Annotated in this window: 20 protein-coding genes; 12 read left to right on the top strand and 8 right to left on the bottom strand. The window is 63.3% G+C overall.

Annotated features, from left to right (window positions below; all coding sequences use genetic code 11):
- Positions 1 to 89 precede the first annotated feature (89 nt).
- The 3 genes from RCO24_RS09930 (at position 90) to mutL (ending at position 4,651) form a co-directional block, all read left to right on the top strand.
- On the top strand, positions 90 to 1,310 hold the full coding sequence (locus RCO24_RS09930) for a DUF2541 domain-containing protein (RefSeq protein WP_308961750.1): 1,221 nt from the start codon (positions 90 to 92) through the stop codon (positions 1,308 to 1,310).
- Between the two features lie 161 nt (positions 1,311 to 1,471).
- Positions 1,472 to 2,704: a hypothetical protein gene (locus tag RCO24_RS09925; RefSeq protein ID WP_308961748.1), complete on the top strand. Its 1,233-nt coding sequence runs from the start codon at positions 1,472 to 1,474 to the stop codon at positions 2,702 to 2,704.
- Positions 2,705 to 2,869: 165 nt separating this feature from the next.
- Positions 2,870 to 4,651 (top strand): DNA mismatch repair endonuclease MutL, encoded by a 1,782-nt coding sequence (gene mutL, locus RCO24_RS09920; protein ID WP_308961747.1) that lies wholly within the window; start codon positions 2,870 to 2,872, stop codon positions 4,649 to 4,651.
- Between the two features lie 68 nt (positions 4,652 to 4,719).
- On the opposite strand, the gene rsmD is transcribed toward mutL, so the two are convergent.
- Together rsmD and RCO24_RS09910 are read right to left on the bottom strand one after the other, a co-directional pair.
- Positions 4,720 to 5,289 (bottom strand): 16S rRNA (guanine(966)-N(2))-methyltransferase RsmD, encoded by a 570-nt coding sequence (rsmD, locus tag RCO24_RS09915; RefSeq protein WP_308961746.1) that lies wholly within the window; start codon positions 5,287 to 5,289, stop codon positions 4,720 to 4,722.
- The gene (locus tag RCO24_RS09910; protein WP_308961745.1) at positions 5,289 to 6,947 is read right to left on the bottom strand and encodes a pseudouridine synthase; all 1,659 of its coding nucleotides are present in this window, start codon (positions 6,945 to 6,947) and stop codon (positions 5,289 to 5,291) included. Before RCO24_RS09910 ends, rsmD begins: the two co-directional genes overlap by 1 nt.
- A 37-nt stretch (positions 6,948 to 6,984) precedes the next feature.
- On the opposite strand from RCO24_RS09910, the gene RCO24_RS09905 reads away from it, so the two are divergent.
- The gene (locus RCO24_RS09905) at positions 6,985 to 7,449 is read left to right on the top strand and encodes a nucleoside deaminase (RefSeq protein WP_308961744.1); all 465 of its coding nucleotides are present in this window, start codon (positions 6,985 to 6,987) and stop codon (positions 7,447 to 7,449) included.
- 21 nt (positions 7,450 to 7,470) lie between these two features.
- Here RCO24_RS09905 and RCO24_RS09900 read toward each other — a convergent pair whose 3' ends face one another.
- Positions 7,471 to 8,430 (bottom strand): patatin-like phospholipase family protein, encoded by a 960-nt coding sequence (locus tag RCO24_RS09900; protein WP_308961742.1) that lies wholly within the window; start codon positions 8,428 to 8,430, stop codon positions 7,471 to 7,473.
- A gap of 185 nt (positions 8,431 to 8,615) precedes the next feature.
- Here RCO24_RS09900 and RCO24_RS09895 point away from each other — a divergent pair, with 185 nt between their 5' ends.
- Positions 8,616 to 9,023, top strand: coding sequence for a hypothetical protein (locus RCO24_RS09895; RefSeq protein WP_308961741.1), 408 nt, complete (start codon positions 8,616 to 8,618; stop codon positions 9,021 to 9,023).
- Positions 9,024 to 9,104: 81 nt separating this feature from the next.
- On the opposite strand, the gene RCO24_RS09890 is transcribed toward RCO24_RS09895, so the two are convergent.
- The gene (locus tag RCO24_RS09890; protein WP_308961740.1) at positions 9,105 to 10,073 is read right to left on the bottom strand and encodes a D-glycerate dehydrogenase; all 969 of its coding nucleotides are present in this window, start codon (positions 10,071 to 10,073) and stop codon (positions 9,105 to 9,107) included.
- Between the two features lie 299 nt (positions 10,074 to 10,372).
- Between RCO24_RS09890 and RCO24_RS09885 the strand changes: the two genes are divergently transcribed.
- On the top strand, positions 10,373 to 10,744 hold the full coding sequence (locus RCO24_RS09885) for a hypothetical protein (RefSeq protein WP_308961739.1): 372 nt from the start codon (positions 10,373 to 10,375) through the stop codon (positions 10,742 to 10,744).
- A 170-nt stretch (positions 10,745 to 10,914) separates the two neighbouring features.
- On the opposite strand, the gene RCO24_RS09880 is transcribed toward RCO24_RS09885, so the two are convergent.
- Both RCO24_RS09880 and RCO24_RS09875 read right to left on the bottom strand, forming a co-directional pair.
- Entirely contained in the window at positions 10,915 to 13,479 is a 2,565-nt protein-coding gene (locus tag RCO24_RS09880) for a TonB-dependent receptor domain-containing protein (protein WP_308961737.1), read from the bottom strand.
- Positions 13,480 to 14,012: 533 nt separating this feature from the next.
- Entirely contained in the window at positions 14,013 to 16,448 is a 2,436-nt protein-coding gene (locus RCO24_RS09875) for a TonB-dependent receptor domain-containing protein (protein WP_308961734.1), read from the bottom strand.
- Between the two features lie 690 nt (positions 16,449 to 17,138).
- Here RCO24_RS09875 and RCO24_RS09870 point away from each other — a divergent pair.
- From RCO24_RS09870 to RCO24_RS09855, 4 genes are read left to right on the top strand one after another with little or no spacing between them, the layout of a single operon-like run.
- Positions 17,139 to 17,579, top strand: coding sequence for a hypothetical protein (locus tag RCO24_RS09870; protein WP_308961732.1), 441 nt, complete (start codon positions 17,139 to 17,141; stop codon positions 17,577 to 17,579).
- A 15-nt stretch (positions 17,580 to 17,594) separates the two neighbouring features.
- The gene (locus RCO24_RS09865) at positions 17,595 to 18,314 is read left to right on the top strand and encodes a MotA/TolQ/ExbB proton channel family protein (protein WP_308961731.1); all 720 of its coding nucleotides are present in this window, start codon (positions 17,595 to 17,597) and stop codon (positions 18,312 to 18,314) included.
- Positions 18,314 to 18,766: a biopolymer transporter ExbD gene (locus tag RCO24_RS09860; protein ID WP_308961729.1), complete on the top strand. Its 453-nt coding sequence runs from the start codon at positions 18,314 to 18,316 to the stop codon at positions 18,764 to 18,766. The genes RCO24_RS09865 and RCO24_RS09860 overlap by 1 nt, the downstream gene beginning before the upstream one ends.
- Before the next feature lie 24 nt (positions 18,767 to 18,790).
- On the top strand, positions 18,791 to 19,507 hold the full coding sequence (locus RCO24_RS09855; RefSeq protein ID WP_308961727.1) for a TonB family protein: 717 nt from the start codon (positions 18,791 to 18,793) through the stop codon (positions 19,505 to 19,507).
- Positions 19,508 to 19,529: 22 nt separating this feature from the next.
- On the opposite strand, the gene RCO24_RS09850 is transcribed toward RCO24_RS09855, so the two are convergent.
- Together RCO24_RS09850 and RCO24_RS09845 are read right to left on the bottom strand one after the other, a co-directional pair.
- The gene (locus RCO24_RS09850; protein WP_308961725.1) at positions 19,530 to 20,645 is read right to left on the bottom strand and encodes a THUMP domain-containing protein; all 1,116 of its coding nucleotides are present in this window, start codon (positions 20,643 to 20,645) and stop codon (positions 19,530 to 19,532) included.
- An 88-nt stretch (positions 20,646 to 20,733) separates the two neighbouring features.
- On the bottom strand, positions 20,734 to 21,582 hold the full coding sequence (locus tag RCO24_RS09845; RefSeq protein WP_308961723.1) for a fumarylacetoacetate hydrolase family protein: 849 nt from the start codon (positions 21,580 to 21,582) through the stop codon (positions 20,734 to 20,736).
- Positions 21,583 to 21,651: 69 nt separating this feature from the next.
- Between RCO24_RS09845 and RCO24_RS09840 the strand changes: the two genes are divergently transcribed.
- The gene (locus RCO24_RS09840; RefSeq protein WP_308961721.1) at positions 21,652 to 22,539 is read left to right on the top strand and encodes an alpha/beta hydrolase; all 888 of its coding nucleotides are present in this window, start codon (positions 21,652 to 21,654) and stop codon (positions 22,537 to 22,539) included.
- A 105-nt stretch (positions 22,540 to 22,644) separates the two neighbouring features.
- Positions 22,645 to 24,117: a DUF4332 domain-containing protein gene (locus tag RCO24_RS09835; protein WP_308961719.1), complete on the top strand. Its 1,473-nt coding sequence runs from the start codon at positions 22,645 to 22,647 to the stop codon at positions 24,115 to 24,117.
- Positions 24,118 to 24,219: the final 102 nt, after the last annotated feature.

Here is a 24,219-nt window from a genome sequence, read left to right as displayed (position 1 = left end):
CGCGAACGCCTGCCAGACAATTTCATTTCGCACGACTATGAGATTAGCACGCGCCGCAGAGTTTACGTCCTGACATTGGAGAGCACGTCATGTTTCCGAGGCTGAGAGTGGTGGCTGTCGCGGCAGGATTGTTTGTGGCGGTCCCCGGCACCCTTTCGCTCGCCGCGCCTTCGGAAAAGCTCGTCGTCATCGGCACCCACACCATCGATCTGTCCGGCAGCGGTGTATCGATCGACGTCAGCGCTGCACCGGGCGCCTATCGCGGCATCCGCATCCGCGCGAAATCCGGCGCACCCCAACTCGACCGCATCCAGATCATCTACCGCGACGGCAAGGTGTACAACGAACAGCGCCCGATCGCGCTTTCGAAAGGCGAGCGCACGCGCGCCATTCCAGAAACTTCCACCGACACGTTCATCGACACCGTCAATATCGTCAACAAAATCGGCAGCGGCAAAGCCATCGTGGAAGTGCTCGGGATCCAATCCCAGGAAGGCGCCGCCAAGGAGCGCCCGGCACCTGCGTCGGGAGACGTTTCGGCCGAGCCTGCCGGCACCGTCCCCGATCCTGCCGCACCCGGCACCCTCAAGGACGGCCGCGACGTGATGTTCGGCTACCAGAATGTCGGTTTCGGCATCGATCGCGACGTGATCAAGGTCGGCGGCGACCTCGGCAAGTTCAACCGCATTCGCCTGCGCGTGCTCGGCAACGACGTCCACGTCAACGCGCTGCGGGTCGTTTTCGTCGACGGCCAGGAACAGAACCTTGCCGTCGATGCCGACCTCAAGGCCAACTCCCGCTCGCAGTGGTTCGAGATCAACGGCGACCGCTTCATCCGCGAAATCCAGATGACCTACCGCTCGCACCCGAACTTGCAGGGCCAGGCCCGCGTCGAGGTGACGGGCGAATACGCGAAGGGCTGGCTCGGCGTCACGGGCGAAGGCCGCAACTATCACCAGGGATGGGTGCTGCTCGGCGCCCAGACCGCCGGCTTCACCGGCTTCGACCGAGACGTTATCAACATCGGCGAAAACGAGGGCGGCTTCACGCGCCTTCGTATCGAGGCCGTGGACCGTGCCATCACGCTTAAAGAAATCCGTGTCAAATACCTGAGCGGGCCCGACGAGGTGTTCACCATGCGCGAGCGTGTGGACCCCGGCAAACCGTACGGGCCTCTGGAGTTCAAGGGTGGCAAGGCCCCGATCAAGAGCATCGAGGCCAGCTATCGTTCGCGCTTCGACCTCGGCAAGGGTCTCAAGAACGCGCTCGACGGACACCCGGCCGTTGTCCAGATCTGGGGACAGCACTGACCGGGAGCTAATCCCGTGCTCCAGCGCACGATTAAGGCGCCGCCGGTCCGACTTCCGTCTTTTTTTAGGCCCGGTCGCTGCATAGGCTCATAACGGATCAAAGGCGTCTCTGGCCGGACGCATTTGCCGACGAAGAACCAGGCCCAACAGGGGAATACGCCGTGGCCCGACCCAACATTTCCAATCGAATTGCATTTTTCGCCACCGCATTGATTGCGATCACCACCCTCACCAGCGTCCAAGCCGCAGATCCCGCCCAGCAGATGGCGCAGCTCCGCGAACGCGACCGCGGCGGCTATCAGCCCGGACCTCCTCCTGGCCCTCCGCCCGGCAACCGCAACCTCGAAATTCTCGGCGACGTTCGCGTCAACAACCGCGAGCAGATCGTCACTTTCCGCATCGACCCGCGTCAATCGCGCGTGTCCGAAATCCGCTTCCGCTCCGGTGAGCTTCCCTTGCTCATCGAGACCGCCGAAATCCTTTACGCAGACGGCGGCCGCCAGCGGGCGCAGATCCTCGACCGCATCGCACCCGGCGAGCAGAGCCGTTCCATCGAAACCGATCGCCGCCGCCCGATCCGCGAAGTATCCGTTACCAAACGTCCGGGCTTCCGCCCCGGCGTCACCAACGTCCAGTTGATCGGCGTGGTCGATGCCGGCGGTCCCCCTCCTGGCCCCCCGCCCGGACAGTGGAGTGGCGTTGGCCCCAAGATCCCGCCGGGCTGGGTGCTGTTCGGCGCGCAGGAAGTGGGCTTCCGCACCGACCGCGACACCATCCGCGTCGGCGAGCAGCAGGGCCGCTTCCAACGCCTCGCGCTACGCATTTCCGAAAACGACATCTACCTGCGCGAGCTGACGATCGTTTACGGGAACGGCGAACGTGATCGCAAGGTCATCGAGACACAGATCCCCGCCGGTAGCCAGACGCGCCCGATCGATCTGCGCGGAGATCGCTTCATCCGCGAAATCGAACTCGTCTACCGCTCCAATCCGAACTTCCGCACGCCGGCCGTCGTCGAGGTCTACGGCGACATCGCCAATAACTGGATCGGCGATCAGGGCCGGAACAAGGGCTGGCTGATGCTCGGCGCCGAGCGCGTTTCGATGTTCTCGAAGGAACGCGATGCCATCCGCGTCGATCCCCGCGTGGGCCGCATCAAGGCCATTCGCTTCGCGGCCCGCCGTTCGGACATCACCTTCTACAGCGCGCGCATCGTCTACGAAAACGGCGAGGCCGAGAACCTGCCATTCGCGCGCAAGCTCAAGGACGGCCAGTATACCGACGCGATCGATCTCAAGGGCCGCGGCCGTCGTATCGATCGCATCGAGCTGAAATATCGCTCGAAATTAGGCCTCAAGGGCGAAGGCATCGTCGAAGTCTGGGGACTGAACTGAGCAAAGCAACCGTTTGAACGCAAAGGGGGCGGGACCGGCGGTCTCGCCCCCTTTTTGCTGCCTGTTGCAGGCGCTATCCTCGCCCATCGCAAACGAGTCGGTACGCTTGGCATCGCCTACCGGTCGCCTCCTGCCAAAAACCAGTCGAACAGGTCTCCGCTCCCGATGGCTATCCGCCAGCTCAGCCCCGAAACCATCAACCGCATCGCGGCGGGCGAGGTCGTCGAGCGTCCAGCCAGCGTGGTCAAGGAGCTGGTCGAAAACGCACTCGACGCGGGCGCGAGCGAGATCGAGGTCGTCACCGTGTCGGGCGGCCTGTCTCTCATCCGCGTAACGGACGACGGCATCGGCATGGACGCGAACGATCTGGCGCTCTGCGTCGAGCGTCATGCCACGTCCAAGCTCGACAGCGAGGATCTGCTCGCCATCCATACGCTGGGCTTCCGCGGTGAGGCATTGCCCTCGATCGGCTCCATCGCGCATCTCTCCATCGCCTCCCGCCCGCGTGGCGCGCGCGACGCGTTGGAGGTCGCCGTCGATCGCGGCGCGAAGCAGCCGCTGAAACCGGCCGCTCTCAATCCCGGAACCCGCATCGAGGTGCGCGACCTGTTCTCCGCGACGCCGGCGCGGCTCAAGTTCCTGAAATCCGAACGCGCCGAAAACCTCGCCGTCTCGGAAACCGTGAAGCGCCTCGCCATGGCGCACCCACATGTGGGGTTCTCCCTCACCATGGGTGAACGCACCGGGCTGCGGCTGCCGCGCCTCGATAGAACTGCGGACGGCATGCTGCAGCGCCTCGGCCGCATCATGGGCCGCGAGTTCATGGAAGATGCCGTTCCCGTTGCCGGCGGGCGAGACGGCATCACGGTCAAAGGCTTTGCCGGCCTGCCGACGCTCCATCGCCCGGATGCAACGCTGCAGTTCCTGTTCGTCAACGGCCGCCCGGTTCGCGACAAGCTCGTCGTCGGCTCCGTACGCGCCGCCTATGGCGACCTCGTTCCCAAGGGCCGCCATCCTTTGCTTGCGCTGTTCGTCGAGCTTCCCACGACAGAGGTCGACGTCAACGTCCATCCGGCCAAGGTCGAGGTGCGGTTCCGCGACGGCGGCGCCGTCCGCAGCCTGCTCATTGGCGCCCTGCGTCACACGCTTGAAACCGCGGGCTTCCGGGCCAGCGCGCAGGGCGGCGCACGAACGCTGGAAACGATGGCGCGCACAGAGGACAGCCGCGCTCCTGATCGATCATTCGCGTGGCCCGAAAGAGCCGCCCCCGCTTTCACCGAGCAACAGCAGGTTCCGTTCGCCGATTTCGCGACCCCGACCGCCGCCACCGTTGCCCCTGAAGAAATCCCAGCCGCCGAGAGTGAGCATCGCCCGCTCGGTGCCGCACGCGCACAACTTCACGAAACCTACATCGTGGCGCAAACGGAAACTTCCGTCATCATCGTCGACCAGCACGCCGCGCACGAACGCCTCGTCTATGAGCGACTGAAGAAGGGCTTGTCGAACGGCGGCGTTGCGCGCCAATCACTTCTCATCCCCGCCATCATCGAGGTCGGCGAGGAGGAAGCCTTAGCCCTCGATGAGAAGTCCGCCGAGCTGGCCGAGCTTGGGCTCGTGGTCGAGAAGTTCGGTCCCGACGCCGTCGCAGTTCGCGAGGTTCCCGCCCTCCTCGGCACCTCCTCGGTCGATGGCCTTATCAAGGACCTCGCCGCCGATCTGATGGCGGAAGGCACGGCCGAGCCGCTGCGGGAGCGTCTGGAGGCGGTTGCCTCCCGCATGGCCTGTCACGGCAGCGTGCGCGCCGGCCGCCGCCTCACCGGCCAGGAGATGAACGCGCTTCTGAGAGAGATGGAAGCGACACCCTTTTCCGGCCAGTGCAATCATGGCCGCCCGACCTACGTCGAGCTGAAGCTCTCCGATATCGAGCGCCTCTTCGGCCGTAAGTAGCCTTTAACGTCATCGCTGCGCGGGCCGGGAGCCTGATGCGCCTGAGTGGGCGCGACCGCGAGCGCCCTTCAGCTAGCGGATCCGTTGAAAATACCGAACACCGCCTGCGTGTCGCCCCAGCTGCGCCGGTCGAACTCCGTGAAGCCCTCGGGCAGTTTCACGTCCGCGCTCTCGCGCTCCTCGAGCACAACCACGGCCCCTTGCACCAGCCAACCGCCATCACGCAACGCGATCAGCCCCTTCTCGCCAAGCCCCTTGCCGTAAGGCGGATCGAGAAACGCAATTCGATAGGGCTCCATGTTGCCCGCCGGACCAAGGTCCGTCGCGTCGCGCCGGAAGATGCGCGTGGTGCCGGTCAGCCCCATCGCTTCCACATTGGTGCGGATAAGCGCACGCGCTTCGGGCGCCTCTTCCACGAATAGGCAGTATCCTGCGCCGCGCGACAGCGCCTCGACGCCAAGCGCGCCGGTGCCGGCAAAGAGATCGATCACCCGCGCGCCTTCGAGCGCGAAGTCCGGCACGCCGTGCAGAAGAATGTTGAACACCGCTTCGCGCACCCGGTCCGATGTCGGGCGCAAGCCGTCGTGCTGCGGGGCGGCGAGCGCACGCCCTCGGAACGTACCGCCGACCACGCGCATCAGTCGTCCTCGTGGTCGTTTTTGCGCGTGTCGCCGCGCGGATGCGGACGTCCACCACCAGCCTTCTTCTTGCCGGACTTCTCTTCTGCCTTTTCGGCTAGCCCGAATTCCTGCGCGAGCTGCGGGCCGAGCTGGTCGGCAAGCACGCGCCGCTTGATCACTTCCGCTTCACCCGGCTCCAGCTCCAAAAGCTGGAACGGCCCGAACGAGATGCGGATCAGCCGGTTGACGTCGAGCCCGAGGTGGGTCAGCACCTTGCGCACTTCGCGGTTTTTGCCTTCGCGAATGCCGACCGTCAGCCACATGTTGGCGCCCTGCACGGTATCGATGGCGGCTTCCACGCCGCCGTAACGCACGCCTTCGATCTCGATGCCCTCCTTGAGCTTGTCGAGATCGGCCTGTGTGACGCGCCCCTTCGCGCGCACGCGGTAGCGACGCAGCCAGCCGGTCGCCGGCAATTCCAGATGGCGCGCAAGCTCTCCGTCGTTGGTCAGCAGAATGAGACCTTCGGTGTTGAAATCGAGCCGCCCGACCGAAATCACCCGCGGCAGCCCCGCCGGCAGATTGTCGAATACCGTCGGCCGCCCCTGCGGATCGTCATGCGTCGTCACGAGGCCTTTGGGTTTGTTGTAGCGCCAGAGCTGCGACGGCTCGGCAATCGGTAACGGCTGCCCGTCGACCAGCACACGATCCTTCGGCTTCACCTCGACACCCGGCGTCTTCAGCACCTGGCCGTTGATGCTGACGCGCCCATCCGCGATCCAGCGCTCGGCTTCGCGCCGCGAGCAGAGCCCGGCGCGCGCCATCGCTTTCGCGATCCGCATCGGCTCCGAGACCGACGGCACCTTCTGCTGCGCATGTTTTCCGGCAGAACCCCGGCGACGAACCCGAGCGTCTGCGAGCGCCTGCTGCCGCTCCGGCCGGTCCATACGATCGTATCGCGATCCTTTGGCGGCCGGACGTTCCCGAAACCGAACCCCCGGCGGCGGTCCGCCGCGTCCGGCATAAGCGTCAGGCCCATGCTCGCGTGCGCCTCGCGCAGCACCACCGGCCGGACGCTTCGGGAACCTCGTGCCCGACGGAGATCCGCGCCCTTCGCGCGTCTCGTTGCGATCTTTGTTACGCTCGCCACGCGATCCGCGACCGGTCAACCGCTGGCCGAACCGCGTGCCCGAAGGCGAGCCGCGCCCACGACGGGCCTTATCTTGATCTTCGCGTTCGCCTCGTGGTGCACCGGATGCAGGGCGCGCGCGGAATTGGCTGCCGTAAGGTACTTTTCGGCTGCCACGCGAAGCGTGCCCCGCCTTGCGTTCGTCGCGACCTTCACCCCTACGTTCTCCGCGGACTTCGCCTCCGTGCTCGTTTCGTGTGTGCTCGCTGCGTGCGCCGCTGTGAGCCATGCGCTTCTTGAACCGCATCCTCGAAGCGGATTCGCCGCCGCCGCCGCGAGTGGCCTGCCCGCCCTTGCGCTCGTCGCGCGAACCGCCGCCCGCTGGACGCTCCCGGAACCGCGCTCCCCCAGACGCACCGCGCCCCTCGCGCTTTTCGTGATCGCCCTTACCTTCGCTGCGTGGCCCCCTGGAGCCAGGCCGATCTCCACGCTTGCTGCCTTGAGACTTGCCCCTGAGCGGACGATGGCCGAAGAATGATTTGCGCATGGGCTTAGGCTCTAGCTCTGAAATGGAAGACGACCTTATGGCACCACCGGCCCGCCTCGGCCACATGGAACTGGCTCTTTCCGAAGCCAAGGCCGCCGCAGCCCGCGGCGAAGTGCCGGTTGGCGCCGTCCTGACCGATCCCTTTGGCACCGTCGTCGCCACCGCCGGCAACCGCACCCGCGAGCTATCGGATCCCTCCGCCCATGCGGAGATGCTGGTCATTCGCGAAGCAGCCCAGAAGCTCGGCAGCGAGCGCCTGATCGACCACGATCTCTACGTCACGCTCGAGCCGTGCCCGATGTGCGCGGGCGTCATATCCTTTGCCCGCATCCGCCGCCTTTACTACGCCGCTCCCGATCCGAAAGGCGGCGGTGTCGAGCACGGACCCCGCGTGTTCAGCCATCCGACCTGCCATCACCGGCCCGAACTTTACCCCGGCCTCGGCGAGGAAGAGGCAGCGGTCCTTCTCAAATCTTTCTTCGCCTCACGCCGCCCCGAGTAGAGCGTCGACTGCAAGCCGCGCTCACAGCTCGTCGGGTGATTGCAAGGCCGCCCGCTTCTCCGGTCCCGCGATCTCCTTGAGGCGCGGAGCGTCAAGCACACGCAGAAGCTTCGTACGCAGCTGCTCCTTAGCGGGCTCCGCCGCCGCAAGAATTTCCCGCACTTTCAGAAACTCCAGCGCCTGAAAATGTCCCGTTCCCGCTTCGATATAGATGTCGGGACGGCTCCACTTCAGCTTCTCGCGCACGATCGAATGCTCGAACAGGAACGACGACGCAAACAGCGCTTCGAGCGCCGTCGGCCGCGATCGCGAGGGAGACGGCACTGTCGTTCCCGATACATCGACCGCAACCAGCAGGTCGGCTTCGCCCGCGAGAATGTCGAACGGCAGCGGGTTGGTGAGACCGCCATCGATCAGGCTACGCCCGCCGATCAGCACGGGTTCGAAGATCACCGGCAGCGCCATACTTGCCGCGACTGCCGGCCTCAACGGTCCGTTCGAAAAAATCGTGGGCTCGATCGCGTAGAAATCGCTCGCAACGACGCGCAACGGAATTGCGAGATCTTCGAATGCGAACGGCACACCCGGTGGCAGCACAAGTTCGAGCAGTGCTTCCGGCGCCAGAATGGCCGCGCGATCCGAGAAGAAATTCCAGAAGCGGCCTGAACTCTGCACGCGCGCCGCGAAAAGATCCCGCACCAGGCTGAAGCGCTTGGTTAACGTCTCTTCGGTGTGCGCGCGAATGTCGCGGGCCGAAAGACCCGCAGCATAGGCCGCGCCGTAGATCGCGCCGATGGAAGTTCCCGCAATGATTTTCGGTTTGATTCCAAGCTCGTCGAAAACTTCGAGCATAAGAATATGAGCAAGACCACGCGCGCCTCCGCCGCCGAGAACAAGGCCGATCGACGGCACAGTCCCATCCACACTCACCGGAGGTTGGCCGCGATTTGCCGCAATGCGCCGCGCTTTGCCGTCTGCCATGATCAGGCCTCAGAGATATCTTCTCTGCGCATCATAGGCGGGTCCGAAGCCCGGACAAAATCCGTTTCCCTCAAAACGGACCGCCTGAAAGTTCTATGACCGATCGAAGAGCGTGCCTCGGCTCCCTCGCCAGGCGGAATGCGGAAATCGCAAGCTCAGTCGGCCATTCAACGACGGAGACGATCATGACGACCAAATGGGTTCGCGCCTCGACCTTGGCGCTCGGCCTCTCGGTTTTCGCTGCCACCGGAGCGTCCGCAAATACGGAACGCTGGCCGGGCACGAATGCATCCATCGGCGGGGCCATCGCGGCACGCATCATTGCGGTGAAGTGCTCGGGCCCTCTGACACCGGCGGAAATCACCGAGCTCGACACCTATATCGACGAGCGCCAGACCGCGTTCATGACGGCGAGCAAGGCCAATCAGCGCCTCGGCGAAACGCTCTTTCCGCAGCTCGCACGCGACTACAATAAAAGCTACTCGAGCCCCGAGGCCTGCGATTTCGCGGCCCGCGACATGGTGCGCGACATGCTCACCCGCGTTCGCGCCGACCAGGCCGAGCTGAAGAAGCAGGCCGAACTCAAGCAGTAGCGCCTCAACGGTCTTACAAAAAAAAACGGGCCGGGAAGCGGATCGGATGATCGCTTCCCGGCCCGTTTTCATTTCAGAAGATTACGCCAGCTTGAACGGCATATCCTTACCGGCGAAGAACGCATCGATATTGTCGAGCGCCTCGAAGCCCATCTGGTTGCGCGCCTCGATGGCGGCAGAGCCGAGATGCGGGAACAGGAATGTGTTCGGCAGGTCGTAATAGCCCTCGTTGATCTTGGGCTCGCCCGCGAACACGTCGAGGCCGGCATAAGCGAGACGGCCCGACTTGAGCGCTGCGATCGTGTCCTCGTCGTTGACGAGATCGCCGCGTGCCGTGTTCACGACGATCGCGCCCTGCGGCAGCTTCTCGATCGTTGCCTTGTTGAAGAAGCCGCGCGTCTCCGGCGTCGAAGGCGCGTTGATCGAGAAGAACTGCGAGACCTTGAGCAGGCTGTCGAGGCTGTCGTGATAGGTGGCGTTGTACTTCGCCTCGACCTCGGGCTTGGCCCGGTAGATATCGTAGTAATGGATTTCCATGTCGAAGCCGCGCGCGCGCTGCGCCAGCGCCTGGCCGATCTTGCCGAAGCCGTAGATGCCGAGCTTCTTGTTGTCGAGCCGCTGACCGACGAGTTGCAGCGGCTGCCAGCCGGGCCATGAGCGCGTGCGGATCATGTGCTCGCCTTCCGACGCGCGACGCGCGGACCCGAGCAACAGCAGCATCGCAATCTCAGCAGTTGCGACCGTAACGCCATGCGGCGCGTTGCCGACCTTGATGCCGCGCGCCTTGCACGCCTCGAGATCGATGTGGTCGAAGCCGATCGAGAACGTCGAGATGCACTTGATGTTCTCGGGAACGCGGTCGATGACCGCCTTCGGGCACTTCTCGTTCAGCGTCAGCAAGACTGCGTCGACCGACTTTGCCGTCTCCAGCATCTCGTCGACCGTAATCTTCGGGTTGTCGCCATGCGCAATGACGTCATAGGTCTCGCGCGCACGGGCCATGACGGCCTCCGGCAGGGGCCAGGTGATCAGGATCTTTTTCTTTGCCATGGGTCGTGTGTTCTCCCCGGGATTAGACTTTGGTGGTGCGACTGGCCGCGATCCATGCCGCATGGCGCGCGCTCTGACAAGCCTTTCAGGGAAATTCCGGCCGTTCTAATTGCTTGCCGCAGTGCGAAAAAGTGCCCTCCCCACCCTCAGGCCGCCCGACCGGCCGTGTAACCCTTTGTTCACCAAGTTCGTCGCACTCTTTGAGCAGCTTCTGAGATTAAAAGCCGCAGCAGGCCGCCCGCTTGCGACCGGCTAGCCTCCCGGCGCGCGGACCGGACCTGCGAGAGTATGAAATCGTCATGAGGGCCCTCATCCTCGCATTGGCGCTGCTGGCCGCCGGAAAGATCTGGTTCCAGGACAGCATCTATCGGGCCGGGACCGAGGAAGCCCTCGTTGCGGCCTATCGCGCTCTCGCGGCCGATGCGTGCGCGAAAAGTGCTTCCGTGATGCCCCCGGCGCCGAACCAGGACAAGGCAGTGGATTGGTCGTCGGAAGCCGAGCCGCACGTCGCGGTCGGCAATCCCGCAATTCCCGTCCGCGTCTGGCAGCTCGAGCACGAGCAATGGAATGCCCGCTTTCGCCAGCCGTATCTGATCCTGTCGGTCGAGCGCGCGAAGCTATCCTGCGCCTACGACCTCCTGAGCCAGACGGCTGAAATCACTCGCTCGTAGACGCGACATCGCCCCTCAAACGCAACAGCGCGGCACCCTTTCGAGATGCCGCGCCGAGCCAAATCGCACGTTCGGGAGAAGGTCGCGATTAGACCATGATCGCTTCAGGCCCTATCAGCCTGAAGCGTGAATCATCGGTTTAGCAAACGAGCTAGAGCGCGAACCGCGCTCTAGAACTTGTATTTGAAGCCGGTCCAGATGGTTCGGCCCTGTCCTGCCTTGATGCCATCCTCGCGGTCGGCGATGTAGAGCTTGTCGAGCAGGTTGTCGCCGGCAACGAACAGGCTGAGGCCGCTGTTCGGGATATGATAGTTGGCGCGAGCCGAAAGCAGCCAAACATCCGGCACGAGACCATCTTCACCCTCGGGATCACCTCCGTAAGGCGTGTTCTCTTCGTCCGTGTAGAAGTTGCCGCGATAGGTCCACGTCACGCTTGCGTCCCAGCCCGACGGATGTTCGACGCCGACGGTAAGATTTGCGAAGTGCTTGTAGGATTCGGGCAACCGGTTGCCCGAAACGTCATCCACCTCAAGCGGATCCGGCGGGCAATCGTCATCTTCATCGCAGCTGAATAGCGTGCCCTTTTTGATCTTCGCATCCGAGAGCGTGTAGTTACCTTCGAAGAAGAAGTTGAACGGGTTGCCGGTGAAGGGCCGGCTGTCGACGCGGCCATAGACCTCGAAGCCCTTGATCTCCACCTCGTCCATCGTGTGATAGACGTTGTTGCCACTACCGTCGGTTCCGGCACCCTTCACCTGATAATTGTCGATGTTGCTGTAGAACGCCGCGATGTCGAAGGTCACGCCGCGGATTGCCGTCGAGCGTAGACCGATCTGGAAGTTGTCGCCGATCTCATCATCCGGCGGGAAACCGGCGATCGCCTCGCGCAGCACCTGCGTCGTCAGACCCCGGTGGTAGCCGCCGTAGATAGTCGACCTATTGAAGCCGGTGTAGGCAAACGCCACGCCCGGAAGTACGTGAGTCTTGTCGAACGAATCCGTGGAACGCTCACTGCTGAAGCCTTCGATAACGACGCATTCGTCGTCGATCAATCCTCCGGTAGCGGCGTCGCACTCGGCTTCAGATAGCTCCTCGCCCTCGCCTTCCTCTTCCGTCGATGCCGTGGTGAGGCGCGATACCTTGTAATGCTCGAGCCGAAGCCCGGGCGTCGCCGTGAAGGTCTTCGTCAAATGGATCGTCGTCTGCAGGAACGCGGAATAGGCGCTTGCATCGCTGTCCGTATTGAAGATGTACGTCCCTTCCTTGTCGCCGTCCTTCAGGATTTCGCCCTGATCGCCAAAGAAGTTCCGGTTTGTGAAGTCGTTGTACTCGTAGCGGATACCCGCCTGAATATCCTGTCTTAAACCGCCGATGAACGGACGATCCGCAAACTCCGCGCGTACTTCGGCACCAAGCTGTCGGTATGTCCTCAAGCGCCCAAGCATCGTGCCTTCGGGAACGAATACAGCTTCCTCACCTTCGTAGACGCCGATAACTGGCGAGAAGCCATCATCTTCCTCGGAAGGATCGCCTTCGAAATTCTGGTAGCGATCGCGACGGTGATCGAAGCCGTAAACCCGTGAGGTGATCGTCGTCGTGTCGTCCAGATAGTAGTTGTGCAGCAACTGGAGCTTGGTCACGTCGGCGTTGTAGGTGTTGAAGCGCGCGCCTGGGTTTTCGAGCGATTTCTTATGCCCGGTCTCGAAGAACAACTGCTCGGCGTTGCCATTCGGCCCCTCCTCGTCGCCCTCCAGGTTGGCTTCGTCGTAGTTGTCGCGCTGGCGGAAATGCACAGCCGAGAACGTGAGATCCGAGTTGATGCCCTTCCAGCCGATCGCGCCGTAGAAATCATTGTAGCGCAAGCGCTCCAGATCCCAGGCGCCATCCGCTTCCGCGCCGCTGTATGAGAACACGACGCCGACGTTGCCGATGCCCTGCCGGGTGTGAACGTGCCGCGTGTTTGAAACGCCTTTGTCGCCGTCTTCGGTAAATCCGATCGAGGCGCCGACCACCGTTTCATTTGCGCCGAACGGCGACAGGTTGCGGAAGTTGACGATGCCGTGGTTGTTGAGCGGCCCCTGGTTGAACACGGCGCCCTTCAGAACCTCGATGCTCTCGAGACGATCGAGCGGCGGCACGTAGTGGACCGAGGGGTCGATCCAGACACTCATGTTGATCGGCTGGCCGTCTTCGAGGTGCAGCACCTTGCGGCCGCGACGCGGAGGCGAGCCGCGCACACCGATACCGCCATGACGACCAAAGCCGTCATCGTTGATGACGTTCACGCCCGGCACGCGCGCGAACGCGTCGTTGATCTGCCGCGGCTGGAACTCCTCGATTTGAGCCGTATCGACCCGGCTGCCCGCCGACGAGAACTGTTCGAGGTTGCCGGGAAGGATGTTCGACGGGTTGACGGGACCGGTCGCGCCGTTCTCTGCGCGTGCCCTGGCGCCGCCGCTGTTCGCCGCCCCATAGGGCGAGTTGCCCTGGGCAGGCGCCTCTTGAGTAAACTCCGGCTCTACGGCCGGCTGAGCGGCGGGAGCCTTCTTGGCCGGTGCCTTCTTGGCGGCTTTCGGAGCAGCCTGAGGAGCCTTCTTCTGGATGACTTCCACTTCCGGAAGCGCACCCTGGCCCGCAGGCTGTGCCGCCTGCTGCGCGCGCGCTGTGGTAGCTGCCAGACAGGAAACACCTGCCAAAAGTAGTACGCGTGTTGCCTTAAGCGTCCGTGTCTGCATCCCGTCCCACTCCCGATACACCCTGATTGGTCCCTACCGGCAACACCTGAGGCCGGCGGGCCTCTTTTTCGCTAAATTCAGGAATGTCGAACTGTGGGAGCACGGACAATGGCACTATTTCCCGATCCTTCTCGGGAACATCAAATCTCTTAGGATGTTGCACGTCCGCATCTTTAACTCGTGATTTCTACGGTAGAACTTCCCCTTTTCGCGTAATTACACCTCCGTATTGTTACGCTTGCTTCATCAGTATTTATACCGACGTATTTTCTTCGCGCGATGCCGTGCCGAGATTACCTGGATCGGATTCGAACCTTTGCATTCACGCGTCGCCTGAAAGCGACCAGCCCTCAATTGCGGAATTGCGGCGCTCCGCCCGCCTCTCTTGCACTCCGACAAGAGCCGCCCTTCAGACACGCCCGCGCGAGCAGCTTGAGATTCGAGCAAAACAAAACGGCCGGCTGTCGAACAGCCGGCCGTCTGATTGAAGCGCTGAACTCTAGGGGCCCGGCGCTATTGAATGAAAGAGAGGCCTAGAACTTGAACTTCACGCCGCCGTAGGCCGCAAAAGGCTGCGACGGAGAGATGGTGCGCGGGTCGTCGAAGTTTCCGCCCGTTCCCAGGAACGGCACTTCATCAGCCTCGAAGTAAGTGCCGTAGAGACCGTACTTCTGATTGAAGAGGTTCTTGACGAGACCATACACCTGGATGTTGTCGGTAATGTCGTAGGACGTGTGCAGATCCACACGGGTGTAGCCTTTGAGGATGGAAGAAATTCCGTCGTCTTCCGCCTCCTCGGTCGCCTCGTTGGGATACAGCTGCTGGTTGCTGGCCGCCACGAGATCCGCGCCGAACTTCCACTTGCCCGTCAGCCAATACTCGAAGCCTGCTTTGAAGCGATGGCGCGGAATGCCGGGAAGACGATCCCCAGCCTCGAGGAAAGCGCACTCTCCGCTCGGATCATCGCAGGTATCGAGGGTCGCATCGACGAATGCGTACGTGGCATACACGTTCCACTTGCTCGTCTGATACGAGCCCGAAAGCTCGACGCCCTGGCGCAGCGTATCGCCCGCATTGATGAAATAAACTCGGCCCTGAGTGTCCGTGATCGGCAGGATGTCATCGGAAGCGAGCGTGCGGAACAAGCCGGCACCCCAGGTGTACTGCCCACCGTTGTAGAACCCCTGTCCGCGCAAGCCGACTTCAGCGGTACGTCCGACGACTTGATCAAGCGGCGGGTCGTCCGTCAGGAAGCCCTCGACGAGACACGGCGCTTCGGGTTCAGCGCAACCGAGTTCTGCCGGCGTCGGAGCACGGTTTGATTCCGAGTACCCGCCATAAACAGAGACGCCCTTCGTCAGCTTGTAGTCGGCGCCTGCCATCGGATTGAACCGCTCATAACCGTTGGTCGCGTTGAGACCAGGAAACAAGCCAGTATTGTCCTCAAGCTTGATCGTCGCGTTATTGTAGCGACCGCCGACGGTCACGGTCAGACGGTCGGTAACTTCGAGCGCGTTAGAGAAATAGAGACCCCAATAGGTATTGGTAGAGCTAAGATTGCGCGGACCGACTTCGATATCATCGTCGGTAGCAGGATTGCCGTCGTCGTCCGTGATGATGATGCCGGATCCCTCGACGACGTACTTGTTGCCAATCGTCCCAATCTCGCTCGAAGTCTTGTACTTGGAGCTACCGTGATCATAGGAAACACCCGCAATAAAAAGGTTGGGTCTTCCGAACAACTTGGCCTTTTCTTGGCCTTCCAACGCAGCGCCCCAGCTCTGGCTGTCGGTGTGCAACCGATCAAGCGTACCGAGGGGCTCCTCGAAGTCAGCCGCGAGAAGTGCCACACCCGTGGCGGCGTTGCGGATCACGTTTGTGCTGTCCTCTGGGCAGAGGTTGACACCACACTCCTCAAGCTCGGTCACGTTACCGTCGAGCACGCGGTTTTTATAACTCCGATAATAGGCCGCGCTGGAAACCGTCAGCGTGTCGGTCGCCTTCACCGTCGCCGAGAGCGTCGGCATGAACACTTCGAGGTTCGTAGTCTGCGGCGTCGTGAACGTATTGCTCCAGCTCTGCTCGAGCAGCTCGACGGGAGCAGCGGCAGAAGCGCCGAATTCATTCTTGGCCGCCGTCAGGCTGAAATGCACCTCTGCCAGGCTGCCTTTGAGACCGATGTCACCATAGAAGCGCTTGATCTCGCTTTCCGAGAAGTCGCGGAAGCCGTCTTCCTTGATGCCTTCTGCGGCGACATAGACGCTAGCGTTGCCGCTTGAGCCACCGGCCTGGACGCCGATCTGACGACGCCCGAACGAGCCGCCCATGATGTCGACCTCGGCACCTTGGTAACTGAAGCCATCCTTCATCTGGATGCTGATCGCGCCACCCAGCGCATTCAGACCGAACGACGGGTTGTTGCTGACGACAGACATCGACGCGATGGCATTGCTCGGGAGCACATCCCACTGCACCGTATCGCCGAAGGCTTCGTTGATGCGCACACCGTTCTGATAGACGGCAACACCCTGCGAGCGCCCGCTAACCGGCGAGGCATCGAAACCGCGGAACGAAACTTCCGCGCGCATCGGGTTGCCTGCCGCATCGGAAATGATGATGCCCGGCACCTGCTGCTGCAGGGTCTGTTGAACCGAACCAGTACCCTCACGCTCGATTTCGGTGTCCGTGACGTTCGTCACGGCGCTCGGCACGGTGACCGGAGGCGCCTGCGTAGGAGCGTCTGGTGTCGGCGCCGCCGGCGCAGTTGAGAGCGGCGACACGGCGACGGCCTTCTTCTTCGCGCGAGCGGCCTTTTGAACAGGCGTCTCCTGGACGACATCGACGGCAGGAAGCTCAGTGTCGGCCGGAGCCGCACCCTGCGCCGCAGCGCCGCCTGTCTGCTGTGCGCTCGCCAATTGCGGCGCGATCATCAGCGCCCCGGCGCACAATGCGATCCGACCAAGATTCATCGCCCCAAACCTCCCCAGTGCAATTTTACGCGTTGCTTTGTCGACTGAGAGCCGCCCCCGTTGCCGATACCGTGATCAGCAGCTCCTCCCCATCCGCGCGACTATGAGCCACGACCGGAAAGGGTCAACAATGTTACGTCTCGCTTTGGCCGTATTTGACTTGATTCGCAGGCTGATGTGGCGGGCCTGCACCGGGAATTTTTCCCGATTTTTGCAAAACTCGGTATTTCGGGCAAAATCCTTATTGGAACAGGGAATTATTCCCTACATTCTATGAGCAGTGAACACTCGGTATTTCACGCGGCGGTGTCATTCAAAACACCCGAGGGTTGCGCAATCGACTCACGTGAATTTTGCCCCGTCTCTGTCAGGAACTTTTCGCACTTTCTCTCAGGCCTCCGACACGGACCGAACGAGTTCAACAGCTAAGCTGGTCGGGATGTCTGTCACCGCCCGTGTTGATTCCGGTCAAAATTTGGAGATAGTGACCTGCGAATTCGACACCAAACCTGCGGGAACTCGTTGAAAGGCCGGGAAGACATCGGGGCGCTCGAACCGCTCCGAACTCTGGGCGACGCCGGGCTTGTGTCAGGTTATAATGAAGCACGTGAGAGCAAGCAGTTCGCTGCGCACCGCAAGGCGCACGGCGGAAAAAGCGAGCCCAAGTTTCCCAAGTCTTAGGAGGACTTCTTGAACCGGCCCATTTGTGCCAGAGGCACTGCCCTCGGCTTTGTAGCGCTCGCATTCCTCTCCTTGTGCGCCGCCCCCGCATCGGCAGAGCCGCCCAAACTCACCGTCGAGCTGAACAAGCTGGAGCCGCAAGGGGCCGGCTGCCGCGCTTACGTCGTCGTCCAGAACGACGAAGCGACTTCCTACCAGTCCTACAAGCTCGACATCGTGCTGTTTCAGCAGGACGGCGTGATCGGCCGGCGTTTCGCCATGGATTTGGCCCCGCTCAAGCCGCAAAAGCGCACCGTGAAACTTTTCGATCTCGACAACATCCCCTGCGACAAGATCGGAAGCTTCCTGATCAACGATATCGTCGAGTGCAAAGCCGAGGCAGGTCCGATCGAGAATTGCCTCGCCGGAATGACCGTCAAGTCGCTCACCAGCGTCCAGTTGTCGAAGTAGGTAAAGGGTATCGCCGTGGAGCAGATTACTGCCGCAGCCGGTCACGATTTTTCGATTTACGGCCTCATCCTGCAAGCCGACCCCGTCGTAAAGACGGTGATGGCGCTGCTGGTCATCGCTTCCGTCGCATGCTGGGCGATCATTCTCGAAAAGTCGATCCGCCTCATGCGGCTCGGCCGGGACCTGAAGCGCCTCGAACATACAGTGAGCGACGAGAACCTCGCCGAGGCTCCGCGCGGTCTCGTGCGCACGCTGCTCTCGGCCGCCCATAACGAGGCCGACGACGGCGCCAGCCGCAATGAAAGCCGCAGCGATCTGCGCGCCCGCCTCGAACGCGCTATGCGCTCGGCCCTCAAGGGTGAGTTGCAGCGGCTTGAGGTCGGCTTACCGTTCTTGGCGACCGTCGGCTCCGCAGCCCCGTTCATCGGCCTGTTTGGAACCGTCTGGGGCATCATGAACAGCTTCACGTCGATCGCCCAGCAGAAGGACACCTCGCTGGCGGTCGTTGCGCCCGGCATCGCTGAAGCACTGTTCGCGACAGCCCTCGGCCTCGCCGCCGCCATCCCCGCCGTCATGGCTTACAACATGATCTCGGTGTCGCTCGGACGCGGGGCCAATCGCGGCAGCACCACCATTGCCGAGCTCGCCAAGCGCCTCTCGCGTCCGCAGTCCGAAGGCTTCGGTCGGGCCGCAACCGGCACGGATACTTTGCGCGCCGCAGGAAAGTCTCTCTGATGGGAATGGCGGCTGGAAATACCGCGCCCCCGGGCGGCGACGACGATGACGTCAGCTACCGGCCGATGGCCGAAATAAACATTACGCCGATGGTGGACGTGATGCTGGTGTTGCTGATCATTTTCATGGTCGCCGCACCTTTGATGGTCGCCGGGGTTCCGCTCGAGCTTCCCAATACGTCAGCGGCCCGCGTCAGCCAGTCCAAGAAGGCCATGGTCGTTTCGCTCGCCGGCGACGGCGGGCTCTACATTCGCGACGAGCAGGTCACCAACGACACGCTGGTGTCGAGGCTGCGGGACTTGCGCGCCGCCGAAGGCGATACCGTCGTCTATGTTCGCGCCGACAAGAAGAGCAACTACGGCGATGTGATGGACGTCCTGGGTCGGGTCGGCGAAAGCGGCTACGGACGCGTGTCGCTGCTCTCACAGCCGAAACCCAAAGGCGCACAGTAAATCGGTACGGAGCCGCCTCGTTCGATGTCACTACGGGCTGTCACATGGCTGGTCTCTTTCGCGGTGCATGGCGCCGTCGCCGGCTTTTTCATGATCTCGCCTGGCGGCGCGGCGCTGGACGAAGGGTCGGGTGACGACACCTTCGTCGTCGAGCAGGGCATCTCGATCGAGGGGCTGGACAAGACGGGCGAGGCCGAGGTCAACGTCACGGCCGTCGAAGCCCCGCCTCCTGTGCTCCAGGCCGCACCTCCCGTCGAGGAGGTGAAGCCGATCGAGGAAGACGTCCAGCACGTCATCGGCTCCGAAACCGGCCCCGAGCAGGAAAAGATCGTCCGCGAGCCGGAGCCGGAAGAGCTCAAGGAGCCCCAGCCCGAGGAAAAGGTCGCGGCCGTCGAGCAGCTCGAAGTCCCGATCGAAGAGCAGCAAGCTGCCGGCGCAAAGCAATCCGGCGGTAGCGCAACCGCCCTGTCCGCCTATCGCGGACGGCTTTTCACGCACATCACCAAGAAGAAGTTGAACCCGCGCTCGCGCGAGGTGGGAACCGTCGTGGTGCGCTTCACGGTCGGCCCCCAGGGTGAATTGATCTCACGCGAGATCGCGACCAGCTCAGGCTCGAAGCTGCTGGATGACGCGGCTGTCGCCTCGATCGACCGCGCCGCGCCGTTCCCGGCCATGCCTTCGGAAGCAAACCACGCCGGCCCGCTGGTCGTCTCCATCCCCTTCAAGTTCTCGGTGCGCTGATTGCGCGACAACCGGCTGCTCCTCAGGGGAGCGGACCGGTCAGGAACAGCGTCACGCGCAGCCCGCCATGCGAGACCGGCGGCCCCGGCGGCTTGAACGGCAAGCCGCACGCCTTGGCGAGTGAGGCCTCGCTCGTGATCAGGCCGACGCGCCAGCCGGCAAACCGCTCCCGCAGCGTTTGCCCGAGCGAGCGGTAGAGCGATTGCAGGCGCGCCTTCTCGCCGATGCGCGTACCGTAGGGCGGGTTGACGATGACGAGACCCGGCGGCCCGGCGGGCGCAACCAGCGCGCTGATCGCGTGTTGCCGAAACTCGGTCAGTTCGGCGACGCCCGCACGCTCCGCATTAGCCCGGCTCATCTCGATCGCCCCGGCATCGCGATCGCTCCCGAAAAACCGGATCGAAGGCGTCGCGGCGCTGGTTGCGTCCCGCATCCGCTGCCAAGCTTCCGCATCGAAGTTGGCGAATTGCTCGAATGCGAAGTGCCGCGCACGGCCCGGCTTGAGACCAGCCGCGATTTCCGCCGCCTCGATGACGAACGTCCCCGACCCGCACATCGGATCGACAACCGGCTCGCTCCCGTCATATCCGCATTGGCGCAGGAACAGCGACGCCATGGTCTCCCGCATCGGCGCTTTGTTGACGGCTTCCTTGTAGCCGCGCTTGTGCAGAAGCTCGCCCGACGTATCGACGCCGAGCGTGCAGAGATCGTCCTCGATACGCGCTCTGACGCAAACGTCTGCATCCGGCGAAACCGCCGCGCCGAGTTCTTCGCGGATCGCCGTTTCGATCCGCTGCGCCGCAGCTCCCGAGTGATAGATGCGAGAACTCTTGCAGGTGGCTTCTACGCGGAACGGCACATCCTTGCGCAGGATATCGCCCCACGCGAAACGGCGCGCACGCTTGTCGAGCTGCGCCAGATGCAAAACCCGGAACGCGCCGATGCTGGCGATCACGCGGTTGGCGCCCCGCACGTCGAGGTTCGCGCGCCAGACGTCGGGCCAGCCGCCCTTGAACGTCACGCCGCCGCTGATCGTCTTCGCGCCCTTGAATCCGTTCGCCCGCGCCTCTGCACAAAGCGCGGATTCCAGACCCGGGGAGGTTGCCAGGAAGATCTCGAAATGGCCGTCTGTCGTCATCCCGCCTGCATATCGGGAAGCCGCGCCCGGATCGACACCTTTTTCGGTGCGCCCGCTCGAAGACGAAAGATAGGGGCTGCGAACGCCCTCACCCCGTAAACGGCACCACGGTCTGGCGCTGCACACCGAGCCCTTCGATGGTGAGCTCCATCACGTCGCCCGCCTTGAGATACTGAGGCGGCTTCATCACCGAGCCGACACCCGGCGGCGTACCCGTCGTCACCACGTCGCCCGGCTCCAGCACGCAGAACTGCGTGATGTAGGCGACGAGATACGGGATTGAGAAGATCATCGTCGCGGTCGAGCCCTGCTGCTTGACATCCCCGTTCACCGCGAGCGACATCGCGAGGTTCGAGGGATCAGGCACCTCGTCCGTGGTGACGAGCCACGGCCCGAGCGGTCCGAAGGTTTCCGCGGCCTTGCCCTTGAACCACTGGCCGTTGCGCTTCATCTGGAAGCGCCGCTCCGACACGTCGTTGCAGATCGCATAACCTGCGACGTAATCCATCGCGTCCTTTTCTTCGACATAGCGCGCACGCTTGCCGATGACGAACGCCAGCTCGAGTTCCCAATCCATGCGGTCGGAATTCTTGGGGTAGATCACGTCGTCGAACGGCCCGGAAACCGTGTTGCCGAGCTTGTTGAAAATGATCGGCTCGGACGGGATCTCGAGGCCCGCTTCCTTGGCGTGGTCGGCATAGTTGAGACCGATCGCGATGAAGCTCCACGGGCGCGCAACCGGCTGCCCGATCCGCACGCCTTCCGGAGCGAGCGGCAGCGAGGCAGGGTCGATCGCCTTAAGCTTGGCCAGGCTCTCCGGCGACAGCGTCTCGCCGGTGATGTCGGCGACATGCTGCGAGAGATCGCGGATCTTCCCGTCCTTGTCGACGAGACCGGGCTTCTCCGAGCCCTTGGAGCCGAACCGCACAAGCTTCATGGATAAAGTCCCCCTGATCTGAGACGAGCTGTCGTAGGATCGGCGCAAAAGTTAACGCAGGCCGCCCCGATGTTTGAAAAGTTCGAGAGCTTTACATCACACACTGTTCCCGTCGGCAACGGCATAGAGATCGCAGCCTGGAAAGGCGGCTCCGGCCCGCCGCTGCTTCTGTTGCACGGCTTTCCCGAGACCAGCGCCTGCTGGCGCAAGATCGCGCCACAACTGGCTGAACGCTTTACGGTGATCGCCTCCGATCTGCGCGGCTACGGCCGTTCGAGCAAGCCGCCCGGCGGCGGCGATCATGCCGCCTACAGCAAGCGCGCGATGGCCGCGGATCAGGTCGCACTCATGAAAGCCTTCGGCTTCGACCGCTTCCGCCTGATTGGCCACGACCGCGGCGGCCGTGTCGCGCATCGGCTAGCCCTCGATCATCCAGATGCAGTCGAGCGCGTAGCCCTCCTCGACATCGCGCCGACCGCGACCATGTACGCCGCGACCGACCGCGTCTTCGCCGAGGCCTACTACCACTGGTTCTTCCTGATCCAGCCCGCGGATTTCCCCGAGCGCATGATCGCCAACAACACGCGCCACTATCTGCGCCACACCATCGCCTCTTGGTGTCGTACCGAAGGTGCGTTCGACGAAGCGATCCTACGCCACTACGAGGAAGCCCTGTTCGACCCGGCAGCGATCCACGGCGCCTGCGAGGACTACCGTGCCGCCGCCACCATCGATCTCGCGCACGATGCGGAAAGCGATGCCGCAGGCCTCAAGCTCGCGATGCCACTACTGGCGCTGTGGGGCGCACGCGGGATCGTCGCCCGGAAATTCAACGTGCTCGCCACCTGGCGCGAAAAATCGGCGGCCTCGGTGGAAGGGCACGCCATCGACTGCGGCCATTTCCTCCCCGAGGAAGCCCCCGAAGCCACACTGAAAGCGCTCCTGGGCTTTCTGTAAGGTCCGCGTACCGTCTCATACACAGCGATTATCGCCCAGCGCCTTCTCCCCAAAGCCGACTCGGCCCAATTTCCCGTGACCGAGATCACCGCCGGGGACGCCCGCATGTCATTGCTGTTTCGCATCGTTTATGCCGCCCATGCCAAGGGCACGCATCACAAGTTGGCGCTCGACGCGCTGCGCCAGTTGCAGGGCCCCGATGCCGAAGGCTGGCAACGGCTATTCCTGAAGCACGCAAGCCTCTACATGGAGGGCTCGAAAGCCCCCGACGACCAGTTCAAGGACTTCAAGAATCACGTTCTTCACGTCCGCGACGGCTATTGGGGTGGCGCGCTCGACAAGGCCGAGAAGTGGTTCGGCGAGCTGACGGAAGCCCTCGCGCGTCAGGACTGGGAGCAGGCGGTCTGGAACGCCGGCGTGCTCTCTCACTATGTCACCGACCCGATCCAGCCTTTTCACACCGGCCAGTCGGACGCCGAGAACAGCATTCATCGCGCCGCCGAATGGTCGATCTCGCGGAGCTACGACGCCCTCCGGGAGCAAGGCGTCGCCGCCCATGGCCAGATCGCCGTCGCGGCGGACACCAGCGAAACCTGGCTGCGCGATCTCGTCTGCCGGGGGGCCGAGAAGGCCAACCCGCACTACGAATCCCTCATCGCGCATTACGATCTGAACGCCGGTGTCTCCGACCCGCCCGCCGGCCTCGACGCGCTGAGCCGCAAGATCCTGGCCGAACTGATTGTCTACGCCGCAGGCGCGTTCGCCACTGTTCTGGATCGCGCCTTCGCGAAGGCCGCCGTGACCCCGCCCGACGTGGACCTCACGCTCGATACGGTGCTCGCCGCCGTGAAAATCCCGGCCAAGATGCTCGCGAAACGCCTCGCCGATGCCGAGGACCGCCGCATCGTCACCGCCATGTACGACGAGCTCAACGCCACCGGCCGCGTCGAGGCAACCCTCCCCGAGGATGACCGCGTCGTCCGCAAGCTCTACGAAGCCGAAATCGAAGCCCCGCGCCGGGCGGCGCAAGCCGAGAAGCGCGCCGCCGCCATTTCCGCCACCCCGAAGAAGGCGGCGAGCCCGGTTTCGAAGCCCCAAATCGCCATCGCCAGCACGACGATGGATACGCCCGCACCCAGTCAAGCAGCATCGAAATTCCGCCTCACGACGAGCGACAACATCGAGCGCGCGCCGTCCATCGGCCCCAAAATGGCCGAGCGCTTGGCGCCTCTTGGCATCAAGACCGTCGCGGACTTCCTCGCCGCATCGGCCTATTTGACCGCCGACGCGCTGCGCTCGCGCAACGTCAAGGCAGACACGATCCAGCTCTGGCAGGACCAGTGCCGGCTGATGCTTGAAATTCCCGAGCTTCGCGGCACCCACGCCGAGCTGCTTGCCCAGGCCGGCTATCGCACCAAGGATCGCCTCGCCGAGGCAGACGAAGCCAAACTGTGCGCCGACGTGCTCGCTTTCGCCGCGACCCCCGCCGGCCAGCGTCTGCTACGCGACGGCGCCGTGCCAGACATCGAGCGGATCAAGCGTTGGCTGACGGCCGCCCGAACCGCCCTCGCCGCCTGAGAGGGCGGGCGGAACACGCCCCCATTTTCGCCGGTTAAATTGCCCGCCGGATCCGGCGGGAACGGCCTGTCGCACCCTTTCGTGATTGACAGCGCTTCTCGG

The organism is Hyphomicrobium sp. LHD-15 (assembly GCF_031157355.1).
In the GTDB taxonomy this organism is placed as follows: Bacteria; Pseudomonadota; Alphaproteobacteria; order Rhizobiales; family Hyphomicrobiaceae; genus Hyphomicrobium_C.
The sequence above is the reverse complement of the archived record's forward strand: the minus strand, read 5'-3'. Positions and strand labels throughout refer to the sequence as shown.

What these genes read in the sequence shown, in the direction of transcription:
- RCO24_RS09875 (WP_308961734.1), bottom strand. Translation starts at nt 16,448, where the DNA reads ATGAATCTTGGTCGGATCGCATTGTGCGCCGGGGCGCTGATGATCGCG.
- rsmD (WP_308961746.1), bottom strand. Translation starts at nt 5,289, where the DNA reads ATGCGCGTGGTCGGCGGTACGTTCCGAGGGCGTGCGCTCGCCGCCCCG.
- RCO24_RS09890 (WP_308961740.1), bottom strand. Translation starts at nt 10,073, where the DNA reads ATGGCAAAGAAAAAGATCCTGATCACCTGGCCCCTGCCGGAGGCCGTC.
- RCO24_RS09895 (WP_308961741.1), top strand. Translation starts at nt 8,616, where the DNA reads ATGACGACCAAATGGGTTCGCGCCTCGACCTTGGCGCTCGGCCTCTCG.
- RCO24_RS09835 (WP_308961719.1), top strand. Translation starts at nt 22,645, where the DNA reads ATGTCATTGCTGTTTCGCATCGTTTATGCCGCCCATGCCAAGGGCACG.
- RCO24_RS09905 (WP_308961744.1), top strand. Translation starts at nt 6,985, where the DNA reads ATGGCACCACCGGCCCGCCTCGGCCACATGGAACTGGCTCTTTCCGAA.
- RCO24_RS09880 (WP_308961737.1), bottom strand. Translation starts at nt 13,479, where the DNA reads ATGCAGACACGGACGCTTAAGGCAACACGCGTACTACTTTTGGCAGGT.
- RCO24_RS09850 (WP_308961725.1), bottom strand. Translation starts at nt 20,645, where the DNA reads ATGACGACAGACGGCCATTTCGAGATCTTCCTGGCAACCTCCCCGGGT.
- RCO24_RS09845 (WP_308961723.1), bottom strand. Translation starts at nt 21,582, where the DNA reads ATGAAGCTTGTGCGGTTCGGCTCCAAGGGCTCGGAGAAGCCCGGTCTC.
- RCO24_RS09860 (WP_308961729.1), top strand. Translation starts at nt 18,314, where the DNA reads ATGGGAATGGCGGCTGGAAATACCGCGCCCCCGGGCGGCGACGACGAT.
- RCO24_RS09885 (WP_308961739.1), top strand. Translation starts at nt 10,373, where the DNA reads ATGAGGGCCCTCATCCTCGCATTGGCGCTGCTGGCCGCCGGAAAGATC.
- RCO24_RS09855 (WP_308961727.1), top strand. Translation starts at nt 18,791, where the DNA reads ATGTCACTACGGGCTGTCACATGGCTGGTCTCTTTCGCGGTGCATGGC.
- RCO24_RS09900 (WP_308961742.1), bottom strand. Translation starts at nt 8,430, where the DNA reads ATGGCAGACGGCAAAGCGCGGCGCATTGCGGCAAATCGCGGCCAACCT.
- RCO24_RS09840 (WP_308961721.1), top strand. Translation starts at nt 21,652, where the DNA reads ATGTTTGAAAAGTTCGAGAGCTTTACATCACACACTGTTCCCGTCGGC.
- RCO24_RS09930 (WP_308961750.1), top strand. Translation starts at nt 90, where the DNA reads ATGTTTCCGAGGCTGAGAGTGGTGGCTGTCGCGGCAGGATTGTTTGTG.
- RCO24_RS09910 (WP_308961745.1), bottom strand. Translation starts at nt 6,947, where the DNA reads ATGCGCAAATCATTCTTCGGCCATCGTCCGCTCAGGGGCAAGTCTCAA.
- mutL (WP_308961747.1), top strand. Translation starts at nt 2,870, where the DNA reads ATGGCTATCCGCCAGCTCAGCCCCGAAACCATCAACCGCATCGCGGCG.